This window comes from Coleofasciculus sp. E1-EBD-02 (assembly GCF_040218245.1).
In the GTDB taxonomy this organism is placed as follows: Bacteria; Cyanobacteriota; Cyanobacteriia; order Cyanobacteriales; family Coleofasciculaceae; genus Coleofasciculus.
The window spans coordinates 67,536-78,916 of the sequence record NZ_JAVJQN010000059.1; the positions used below are offsets into that span (position 1 = coordinate 67,536).

Annotated in this window: 9 protein-coding genes and 1 pseudogene; 8 read left to right on the forward strand and 2 right to left on the reverse strand. The window is 46.8% G+C overall.

Translation table 11 applies throughout. The annotated features are described in order from the left end of the window. Positions 1-191: 191 nt before the first annotated feature. From RIC07_RS10270 to RIC07_RS10285, 4 genes are all read left to right on the forward strand, one after another. Positions 192-1,133 (forward strand): COX15/CtaA family protein, encoded by a 942-nt coding sequence (locus RIC07_RS10270; protein ID WP_446394429.1) that lies wholly within the window; start codon positions 192-194, stop codon positions 1,131-1,133. Between the two features lie 417 nt (positions 1,134-1,550). Beyond that, positions 1,551-2,534, forward strand: coding sequence for a heme o synthase (locus RIC07_RS10275; protein WP_446394430.1), 984 nt, complete (start codon positions 1,551-1,553; stop codon positions 2,532-2,534). A gap of 222 nt (positions 2,535-2,756) precedes the next feature. After that, a complete protein-coding gene (locus tag RIC07_RS10280) occupies positions 2,757-3,011 on the forward strand; it encodes a hypothetical protein (protein WP_446394431.1) in 255 nt (84 codons plus the stop codon). Further along, positions 2,992-3,411, forward strand: a complete 420-nt coding sequence (locus RIC07_RS10285; protein WP_446394432.1) for a PIN domain-containing protein — start codon at positions 2,992-2,994, stop codon at positions 3,409-3,411. The genes RIC07_RS10280 and RIC07_RS10285 overlap by 20 nt, the downstream gene beginning before the upstream one ends. A 28-nt stretch (positions 3,412-3,439) precedes the next feature. Here RIC07_RS10285 and RIC07_RS10290 read toward each other — a convergent pair whose 3' ends face one another. After that, positions 3,440-5,176, reverse strand: a complete 1,737-nt coding sequence (locus RIC07_RS10290; RefSeq protein ID WP_446394433.1) for a glycosyltransferase family 39 protein — start codon at positions 5,174-5,176, stop codon at positions 3,440-3,442. Between the two features lie 234 nt (positions 5,177-5,410). Then, positions 5,411-5,584 (reverse strand): hypothetical protein, encoded by a 174-nt coding sequence (locus tag RIC07_RS10295; RefSeq protein WP_446394434.1) that lies wholly within the window; start codon positions 5,582-5,584, stop codon positions 5,411-5,413. 399 nt (positions 5,585-5,983) lie between these two features. On the opposite strand from RIC07_RS10295, the gene RIC07_RS10300 reads away from it, so the two are divergent. From RIC07_RS10300 to RIC07_RS10315, 4 genes and pseudogenes are all read left to right on the forward strand, one after another. Continuing rightward, positions 5,984-8,128, forward strand: a complete 2,145-nt coding sequence (locus RIC07_RS10300; RefSeq protein ID WP_446394435.1) for a GAF domain-containing protein — start codon at positions 5,984-5,986, stop codon at positions 8,126-8,128. A gap of 303 nt (positions 8,129-8,431) precedes the next feature. Continuing rightward, complete coding sequence (locus RIC07_RS10305; protein WP_446394436.1) at positions 8,432-8,845, forward strand: hypothetical protein; 414 nt, start codon at positions 8,432-8,434, stop codon at positions 8,843-8,845. A 249-nt stretch (positions 8,846-9,094) separates the two neighbouring features. Further along, a complete protein-coding gene (locus tag RIC07_RS10310) occupies positions 9,095-10,840 on the forward strand; it encodes a peptidoglycan D,D-transpeptidase FtsI family protein (protein ID WP_446394437.1) in 1,746 nt (581 codons plus the stop codon). A gap of 336 nt (positions 10,841-11,176) precedes the next feature. After that, a pseudogene (locus RIC07_RS10315) lies at positions 11,177-11,345 on the forward strand (IS607 family transposase); the annotation flags it as partial. Between the last annotated feature and the right edge of the window lie 36 nt (positions 11,346-11,381).

Sequence of the window (11,381 nt, forward strand, 5' to 3'; positions counted from 1 at the left end):
GGTGCAGGACTTACGCACCAACACCAAATAGAGTAGGGACACGATCCTATCCATCTGGTCAACTTAAAAACCTACGGTGAGGCAGGTAATCAACAGCCGCGTTATCGTGTGAGTAAATGAACTACCCCTGAGTTTGACGAACTCATAAGTTGGTACTCAGGGTTTGATAGAGTTAATTAGCAATGAGTGCTATGACTGAATCCGTCCTTCCTCAACATACGATTGAGTCCCCCGATCGCAACCAAGCCAGGGCTCGTACCCGCCGCCTTGTTTGGAAAATCGCGATCGCTACATTGCTGTTGATGGCAGTAGGGAGTGCGACGCGGGTGATGAATGCTGGACTCGCTTGTCCGGATTGGCCCCTGTGCTATGGACAGTGGGTGCCAAGTCAGCAGATGAATTTTCAAGTCTTTTTGGAATGGTTCCATCGCCTCGATGCGGCATTAATTGGCGTCAGTACGATCGCCCTAATGGGTTTGTCGTGGTGGGATCGCCGTTTTTTACCCAAGTGGCTGCCTTGGGCGGCAACCTTTGCCTTGGGTTTAATTGTGTTTCAAGGCGTCTTGGGTGGCTTAACGGTGACCGAACTGTTACGGTTTGATATTGTGACGGCTCACTTGGGTACAGCCTTGTTGTTTTTCTCTACCTTACTGATTATTGGTACTGCCCTGATGCCTTACAAGGGTACAGGAGCGGTTGGACGCTTATCCTGGCTGGGTTTGACGGCAGCTATTCTGGTTTACTTACAAAGCTTGTTGGGAGGTTTGGTGGCGTCCCGTTGGGCATTACATCAATGCTTTGGCGCATCTCAACTTTGCACCGTGATGAATAGTCATATTGCGGGTGTAGTCCCAGCTACGTTTGTCACTTTAACCCTGGTTATTTTGGCATGGCGCACACCTGCCCTCCATCCCCTGTTGCGACAGTTGGCAAATCTGGCAGGTGGATTAGTAATTTTACAGATTATTCTGGGAGTGGCGACGTTCTGGTTACACCTACAGGTGGAACCCCTAACCGTGTCTCATCAAGCTGTAGGTGCTGCATTACTGGGAGATTTGATTGTCTTTACTGTTTTGGCATTACGCGATCGCACCACTGGGCTAGCGGTAGAAAAAGTAGGTGGGGACAATTAAAGTTAACGGCAAGGATTGTCATTTGTCATTTGTCATTCGTCATTTGTCATTTGTCATTTGTCATTTGTCATTTGTCATTTGTCATTTGTCATTTGTCATTTGTCATTTGCTCCCCCAGCTTCCCCAGCTTCCCCAGCTCCCCCAGCTTCCCCAGCTTCCCCAGCTCCCCCAGCTCCCCCAGCTCCCCCAGCTCCCCCAGCTCCCCCAGCTTCCCCAGCTTCCCCAGCTCCCCCAGCTCCCTCAGCTCCCCCAGCTCCCCCAGCTCCCCCAGCTCCCCCAGCTCCCTCAGCTCCCCCAGCTCCCCCAGCTCCCCCAGCTTCCCCTACTCACCCGCCCCTACAGGATTAAAGCGGCGATTGTGTCAAAGTGTTAATGATTGTATATAGTGTTTCAATAAATAAGGAATTGGTGAATTTAATGATTGGGACAACTATATCCCGTCAACATGAAAACTTCCGGCAAGTGATTCAGAGCTACTACCAACTCACAAAACCGCGTATCATACCCCTGCTGTTGATTACGACAGCCGCAGGGATGTGGATGGCATCTGAGGGGCAAGTTGATCCCTTGTTACTACTCATTACCCTAGTTGGAGGAACCTTAGCCGCTGCTTCGGCTCAAGTCCTCAACTGCATTTATGATCGCGATATCGATTATGAGATGCTACGCACCCGTAGCCGTCCAATTCCCTCAGGGCGGATACAGACTCGTGATGCCTTGTTATTCGCGATCGCTCTCGGATCGGCATCGTTTACCCTATTAGCCGTCTTTGCCAATCTTCTAGCTGCATTATTGGCAATGTCGGGCATTATCTTCTACATGGGGATTTACACCCATTTACTCAAACGCCATACACCCCAAAACATCGTGATTGGCGGTGCAGCAGGGGCAATTCCAGCGCTGGTGGGTTGGGCGGCGGTGACGGGAGAGTTGAGTTTACCCGCCTGGTTACTGTTTGCTGTCGTCTTTTTGTGGACTCCTCCCCATTTCTGGGCGTTAGCTTTGATGATTCGCGAGGATTACGCCAAAGTCGGGATTCCCATGTTGCCTGTTGTAGCAGGTGAAGAGTCTACAACCCGTCAAATCTGGGTTTACACGTTGTTAGTGGTTCCAGCGTCGCTGTTATTCATTTATCCGTTAGGAGTATCGGGTGTGGTGTATGGCGCGATCGCGCTGGTGTTGGGTAGTATTTTCCTGCAAAAAGCATGGCAGTTATTACAAAGTCCCACCAATAACCAACTGGCGCGAGGGCTGTTTAAGTACTCGATTCTGTACATGATGCTTTTGTGTACTGGCATCGTGGTGGATAGTTTACCGATTACCCAGCAACTCTCAACCGCTTTAGCTGACAATTTGCAAACCTTGGTGAGTGCGATCCCGTTTTTACCGTTTCCGGTTTAATGGGAATAACTAAGGGAGCTGCGTAAAAATAAAGTACCAGTGAGGAAAGCTGTATTCATCAACTCAGCCAAGCTTGATTGGTATATTATTAAGCCGCAACTCCCTAACTGTAGTAGAGACGTTCCGGCGGAACGTCTCTACTAAATGATTCGTGCTAATCGATGTCTGAGGTTATGCAATGCTAGAATTTTACCAAGCTCCTGATGCAAGAGGCTAGGCAGCATGACGAAGATCGAAGTTGAACTCGACCAACAAACTCTTGAAAGTGCCAAGCTTTTGGCAGAGTCTCAGCAAAGTACATTACCGGAACTGATTGCAGACGTTATCAAACTACTGGTTCGGCAAAAAAGAACAAAAGATCCTTGGTTAGGATTAGTTGCTGATGAACCGGAACTTGTTGGTGAGATACTTGAAGAAGCCCTAAAAAATCGGAGAGTACAGTTATTCAACGAAAAAATTGGAAAAGGCACTGCTTGACACAGACATTGTGTCTGAAATTTTTAGGAGAATTAATCAAAGGGTTATAGCTAAAGCTACTGCTTATCGTGCTGTTTTCGGTTGCTACACAATTTCGGTTATTACCGTTATGGAGGTTGTCCAAGGTTGGCATAAACGTCAACGAGAAGATCGTATTCACGAGTTTTTAGCTACACTTACCTCTGAAGAGGTTTTGACACTAGAACTGCCAGATGCCGCATTAGCAGGACGTATCTATGCGGATTTAGAACGAATAGGACAACCCATTGGTTATCCTGACTCAATGATTGCTGCGATCGCTCTACAACATAATCTTACTTTGGTAACTGGCAATTTATCTCACTATCAGCGAGTTCAATCCTTAGGTTATCCTCTGAGGTTGGATAATTGGCGAATTTAAATCGAAACGTTTAGTCTATAATTTTTCTTTATTTTCCGACTTGACAACGATAAAGTTTATATTTATATTCCCCTGCCCATGACCCATAAGACCGATCGCGAAAACAATGCTGTGCCTCTAAATCAACCGTAGTCCGAAAATCCACTAACCATAAATCGAAGGGGCGTGGCAGTTCAGTTAATGTGTTTTGTAAGCGTGCGATCGCGTCTGTATAGGTTGTCGTTTGGGGATCGCGATCCGCTAGAAAAAATTGGGCAGATGTAGTTCTATCCGTTTCAGAATTATTCCTATCCGATAATCGTTTAAATTCCCACGCTAACCCCATCAGTCGCCCAGTTTGCCCATGATGCTTGTGAGTAGTGGCGATGAATACGGGAGATTGAGAAGCTTCTTGGATTACAGGTGCAAGCAAATCGGGACGGTGATTTTGTAAGTACCCTAAATTCCCAATTGCGGTGAATCCTCCCATTAATCCCATCAGCCAAATCATTGCCACAATGGCTTTACCATGGTTTAGCCTAGAAGCTAAATCAAATGTCACCTGCTGCCAAACTCCAGCCAGCATCCCTGCGAATAACAGGATTACAGCCGGAAAGTAAACGAACTGAAACCGTGCCCCTAGAGTTAAGTCCAACCCTAAACCATAGGTGATGCCAAAGACTAACGCGATCGCACTCCCTAAATATACCCCCAAAATCTGCAAGGCTAAACGGCGATCAGGAAAGTGCTGTTGGAGTTTCCAGCCATTACCGAGTCTCGGTATCAGGCTAACCACAAATAACACCGTTACGATACCGGAGATTATCACGATCCAAATCGGCAGAATAGTTGTGGCGGTGGGAAGCAAGACGATCATACTCAGCCCCCAAATAAACAGCCGCCCGATGGGTGCTAACCATTCACGAGTGAGATCCCCGTCGGCTATCCAGGCTGTGGGTTCGCTACCGTAGATACTGAATAAAGCAGGTAGCCAGACTAAACCCCCGACAAGCGTCCCTAAAGCAACCGCATAGATACGCCGCCAATGCGATCGCACCCAACTCTGAGGATCTTTCCTTCCCTGTTGCCAAGCCTGCGTCAACAGCACCACCCCTTCCGCACAGAGGGTTAAGCTGAAAAAATAATGGGTGGCGATTCCCAAACTATTGACACCCACCCACACTAATCCCATTCCTACTGATAACGGTTCCTCACGGTGGATATTCTGAATTGCCACAACTAAACAGGATAAAGACGCAATCACCCATAAAATCGCCAGAGTGTAATGACGTGCATCTTGGGCGAGGAAAATCCCGTAAGGTGAAACCGCCATCATCGCGGCGGCGATTTGACCAACTAACCGAGAACCAAACGCCAAATACCCCAAACCAAATAGGCTAGGAATAGCCGCAATTCCCAATAATGCCGAGAGCGATCGCGCCCCCCATAAGGATAACAATCCGTTATTGGTAGGAAAGACCTTTATCCACAAATGGGTTAAGACAAAATAAATCGGTGGATGTGTACTTTCTTGCCTTAAATGGTTGACAACTGAACTAATATCTGAATCAGCCACAGGATGCAAGGGATAGAGCAAGACATCTGAACTAATCCACTGATTCAGTGGCACGGTTTGAAAGCTGTTGCCCAAACTAAAGACCATCGTGGCACATTCATCAGTCCATGGGGGTAGAGACACCAAACGACTCAAGCGCAGAATTGCACCAAGGGCTATCCATAACACGAGTAGCCCAAAGTGCAACCAATGTCGTTGTTTAGGGTTCATGGTTCATGGCAATTGATACACCAAGGCTTGAAGCCAAGCAAAAAGCGATACCTGACAAGACTGTCTAGATATCGCTCTTTAACTTAATCAGCGAGAAGCCTCACGTCTCGCCCCAAAGGGAAGCGTGGCATGAATCGCCAGTAATGCCAATAAATAAAAGTGGCATTGCATCCCCCAGGATGTGGATCGCATTTCTCTGATGCTAGGCTGTAGACTCGCGGGAGTCTCAGGGGGTTACTCTGCCTCTTCTGCCTCTTCACCCTCGACGGCTTCTTCACCCTCAACAGGTTCCTCGACGGCTTCTTCACCCTCTGCTGGAGCTTCATCTAAACCTGCTTCATTTTGGCAAGCGCCCAAACTCACTCCTAAAGCCAATACCAGCAGCAAACTCAGTAATTTCTTAGTCATACACTCCCCTTGGTGTTAAGGACTGCGTCAAATCAGACGTTATGTTAGCTTACTATAACTTTATAGTTTTAACACGACTACTGCTTTTTTCCTTAATCCAGCGACAATGATCCCACTCTAACTGATCGATAAGAGTAGTACTTCGCTACGCTGCGCTTACGCGCCGTTTGGCTAACGTAAGAGTGAAGGAAGATCTATCAGATAGACTGGAATGACATTCACCCGCTTGTCTGACCCAGTTGTCTGAAGGTTGGTTATGATTCAGTAAATTCTGAAGAACTCCGTAGAATAACTAAATTAGCTGCATAATTGTTAATATAGGGTTTTTTTGATGGTTTAGCCTATAAAATCAGGACAAGCCGTCAAGGTGGGTGCGGAGGATTGTTTAAGGAATGCATTGTGTTTTCTAATCTTTATCACGCTTTTCAATCGATCCAAGCTTGGATCAAGTATCCCCCAAGGCAAGCAGCACTAACCCAAAAAATCGTTGATCGCATCCGTAATTCCCTAGAATTATCGGTTGTTGTGCAAACAGCCGTAGACGAAATTGCGGCGTTGCTTCGACTTGATTGTTGTAGTTTTTTCTGGTATTGGGAAGAAAGGGGGCAAGTTGAGATTGTCTGCGAACGCCGTCAACATGAGCATCAGCCCTCATATTTGGGAGAGTATCCCCTAGAATGTTTTGGTACGATGGCAAGAGCGATCGCGGAAGGGAAACAGATCGTTAATCGTGGCACAGCGCACTTGACACCCACAGGACTACGGTGGAGAATTCAACAGCTTTTACAGAAATCCTCTGCCAATCCCCCATCACTCATTCCCAATCCCTCCCTCTGGGACTATAAAGCAAGCTTATTGATTCCCGTCACAGGTAAAGAAAACGGAATTGGGTTTATTGCTTGTCTTTGTGAGCAACCTCGGTTTTGGGCAACTCCAGAAATTCAATTTTTAGAGTCGATCGCCGAATCCTTAGAAATTGCTATTCGTCAAGCCCAACTCTATGAACAAACCCAGAACAACGCCATTCGGGAACAGCTCGTTAATCATATTACCAGCCAAACTCGCCAGAGTTTTGATCCCCAGACCATATTAACGGAAGCGATTAGCCATCTGTGTTCAGCGTTGGCAGTCGATCGATGTTTGGTGCATTTAGTCGAGGATTACCAAACGTCAGATCTGCCAGCCGTCAACGCAGAAACCGCCGCTACCTGTCATGGTGAGTCATTAAACCGGGATCATCTCTATGAGGTGTATCGCCAACCCTTTACCCCTTGTAAAGACACATTTAATCCCCAAGGACCAATTACCCAGTGGATTATTCAGCACCGACAGGCGGTAGTGATTCCCGACGTTATTCAAGATGAACGGATTGATGCCAACAACGAAGAATACCAATCTGCCCAAATCAAATCCTCGCTAGTGGTTCCAGTGCAAGCCCATGGTAAACTCTATGCCATTTTGTACCTCAATCAATGCGCTTACATTCGCTATTGGTCAAAACATGATCAAGAATTAGCCCAAGCAGTGGCTGATCAACTCGCGATTTCCCTGCAACAGGCATATTTATATACCCGCACCCAGCAACAAGCGGCACATAATGCCATGCAAGCCCAAAAACTAGCAGAAATGATTGAAGAACTGCGGCTGACCCAAGTCCAACTGATTCAAAGTGAAAAAATGTCCAGTTTAGGTAGAATGGTGGCTGGGTTGGCTCATGAAATCAATAATCCCATTAGTTTCATCTATGGCAATATTCCTTACTTAGAAAATTATGTCAATGATTTGCTGCGTTTAGTGCAAGCCTACCAACGTGAATATGCGAACCCCTCACCGACACTAGAAAACATCTTAGAGGAAGTGGAAATTGACTTTTTAAGCAAGGACTTACCAAAAATTTTGCAATCCATGCAATCAGGTACCCAGCGAATTCAGGAAATCGTACAGTTATTGCAGAGATTTTCGCGGCACAACGAAGCCTCCGTGAAACTGATTGATATCAACGCGGCATTGGAAAATACGTTATTAATCCTACACAACCAATGCATCAATACGATTACCATAGAACGGCATTACGATAACCTCCCTCATGTCGAATGTTACCCTAAGCCAATCAATCAGGTATTTCTCAATATTCTGACGAATGCCATTGAAGCACTCAATCGTTCGCCCAATTCTGATAAAATGATTACCCTGCGAACGCAGTGGCAACCGAGCATTCATTCTGCGGATGAGGATCGGGTACAAATTAGTATCGCTGACAATGGTGCAGGGATTAATCCAGACGTTCTCTCAAGTATCTTTGAGCCATTTTTCACAACCAAAGCCGTTGGAGAAGGTCGAGGTTTAGGTTTAACCGTGAGCTATCAAACCATTGTTAATCAACACCAGGGGCAACTAGACGTGCGATCGCAACCGGGTCAAGGGACTGAGTTTATTTTGCAAATCCCAGTGCGCCATCATCATGCCCTAAAATCGAGTCCCTCGTCCTCTCAATCCCCCACTCCTGCTTCTGACTTGTCACGGGAAGTCGCTAAACCAAGTTGACAGGGGAGATGGGGAGATGGAGAGGTGGGGAAGATGGGGAAGATGGGGAAGAATTTTCTCAGTCAATGGTTAACAGCCAACACTCTTGCACTCAAAACTCGGTAGGGGCGAGTTTAGTCGCATCCTTTGTCAGGTAAGAAATGATAATAGTCAAACTTGCTCCTACACAAAACTAAAAACACAAATATCTGCCAAACGCTTATGAATGCTGTCTCTCGTTCTGTTCCAATTCAACGTCATCCTTCTCGCCAAGTTCCGATTTCCTCGAGAAGGCGGTCATCTCGATCAAGCCCTGTGTCCCCCGTGGCGTCTAGAACCAGTCGCCAAAAGGTAGAAAGGCTGAACACCTCACGAGAACGGACTCCTGGCTGGTTGCGATCGCTGATAATCCTGCAACGCGGTTCGGATGTGATCACGCTGATCCTGGGTATTGTGACACTAACCATTTATTCCTGGACTGTATATACCCAGCAGCAGTGGACGCAAGAATACCGAAAATTGGGAACGCTCCAGCGGAATGAGCGTGATCTGACAACAACGAATGAAATCATCAAAGATCAACTCGCTCAACAAGCGGAACGCCCTGCCACAGGTTTGGTAACACCTACGACTGCCAATACCCTTTTGCTCTCTCCGGCACCTCAGCGCCCATTCCAGGAATCTCCGAATCAGACGCCTGATCAAGAAAGCCTGGCAAAGACTCCTTTGGGATATTGAGGTAACACACAGAAGTGTAGAGGGAGCTGGGGGAGCTGGGGGAGCTGGGGGAGCTGGGGGAGCTGGGGGAGCTGGGGGAGCTGGGGGAGCTGGGGGAGCAGAGGAAGAAAAGATTTAATTAGAGCTTATCCCAACCCTATTGGGAGTAGAAGAGTACAGGGGCAGAGGAGACTATTGCGCCCAGCGAATCGGTGACACTCATTGTTTGGGTAAAGTCGTAGAGGTTACTTGGGCAGGATGAATGATCGAATGCAAAACTCAAAACTCAAAACTCAACACTCAACACTTTTTCAGCGCCCTGGGTTTAGATTGCTGCTAATTTGGGTAATCATGATGGCAGGGAGTTTTGGGCTTTTATTCAATTTATATCGGCTGCAAGTCGTCATCTCACCTAGCTTGGAAGAAAAAGCAAGGCAACAGCAGATGATTTATATGCGCCCGTTTATTCCGCGTCGTCCAATAGTTGACCGTAATGGTAATGTTTTGGCGGTGGATCGGCGCGTCTATACCCTTTACGTTCATCCCAAACTGTTTAAGCTATCCAAAGCCAATATAGCGACTCAGCTAGCGCCAATTCTGGACAAGTCGTCTACTGACTTGGAAACGCTATTTAATAAAAGAAATACAGGGATTCAAGTTAGCGGATCATTAACAGAAGATACAGCGAACAAAGTTGCTCAATTAAGTTTGGATGGGATCGAACTGATTCCCAAATATTCTCGCCTTTATCCTCAGCAAGATTTAGCCGCCGATGTGGTTGGATACGTCAATGTTGATCATCAGGGTCAGGCAGGAATTGAGTATTCTCAGGAAAAATTATTAGAACGAGAAATTCGCACGCTGCGAATGAGTCGGGCAGGTAATGGAACATTGATGCCGGATCATATTCCAGAAGGGTTTCTTCACTCAGATGATCTGCGGTTGCAACTGACTTTAGATAGTCGCTTACAACGTGCGGCACGTTCTGCCCTTAAGCAAAAAATTAAGGAATTTAATGCCAAACGAGGTACTGTCATTGTTATGGATGCCTTGGATGGTTCTTTGTTGGTGTTAGTCTCAGAACCAACCTATAACCCGAATCAATATTCGACCTCTGACATTAGTTTATTTAAAAATTGGGCATTGGCAGATTTGTATGAACCAGGTTCCACATTTAAGCCTTTGAATGTAGCGATCGCGCTGGAATCTGGGGTCGTTCGTCCTGATAGTTTATTTAATGATACGGGTTCGATTCAGATCGGTCGGTGGCCCATTGCCAACTATGACAAAAAAGCCCATGGCATGATCAATCCGGCACAAATCCTGCAACATTCCAGTAATGTGGGCATGGTGCGGATGATGCAGCAAATGCAGCCTGAGGTTTACTATGGTTGGCTAGAACGATTGGGATTGGGTCAGAGATTAGAAACAGATTTACCCTTTGAAACCGCCGGACAGCTCAAAAATCAGCGAAAGTTTACCAGTTCCCCCATCGAACCAGCCACAACAGCGTTTGGTCAAGGCTTTTCATTAACGCCGCTTCAGCTTGCTCAACTCCATGCTACGTTAGCCAATGGGGGTAAGTTAGTTATGCCTTATATGGTACAAGGACTTTTTGATAGTCAAGGTCAGCTATATTGGCAACCACGCCTGAGTGCGCCCCGCCCCATCTTCTCACCAGAAACCAGTCAGAACGTTCTGGAAATGATGGAAACTGTGGTTAGCCAAGGAACAGGAAAAACGGCTCAAATTTCAGGGTATCGAGTGGCGGGGAAGACGGGAACGGCTCAGAAAGCTAGTCCCACGGGGGGGTATTTTACCAATGCCAAAATTACCAGCTTTGTGGGAATTCTCAGTGTGGATTCTCCACGTTATGTGGTGATGGCGGTGGTGGATGAACCGAAGGGAAATGCCTTTGGCTCTACAGTAGCAGCACCGATTGTTAAGTCAGTCATGGAAGCTTTAATCGCGATCGAGCAGATTCCGCCAAGTCAGCCAAAAGTAGTGACAGAATGACTGTCAATGGATGGGAAAAGAAATCGCCGGAAACTGAAGCTGTGCAGCAGATCAGTGTTATAGCAATCGCCATAGCGGTTAGGACGCATCATTTGGTAGAGACGTTGCATGCAACGTCTCTACAACAGTTCGTTTGTCCTAATCGATGTGTCTACTGCTATACCTTGACGTAGGGCGTTGAGATAAGGTGCGATCGCGTTTCCGTTTAGGTTGGCGGTTAAGTCTCGGATTAGGATAGCGGCGAGGCTTTCGAGTTCGGATGGGGTTAACTAACAGTCCGTAAATATCTAGACAATTAGTGACATAACTAGACATTTTCTCTGATATAGTCAGGCAATGTCTAGTTTAACCCCCCAAGAAGCAGCCACTCGACTAGGTGCCACGGTCTTGCACTTTGCGCCGATGGGAACTCAATGGTAAAATACAATCTTATAGTATTAGTATCGCTGGTGGTCATCGTCTTATCGATATTGTTGACTTAATTGGTAAGAAATCGGGTAACGAATAGCTATGACGACGATAACTTATTGCAAAGGCTTGC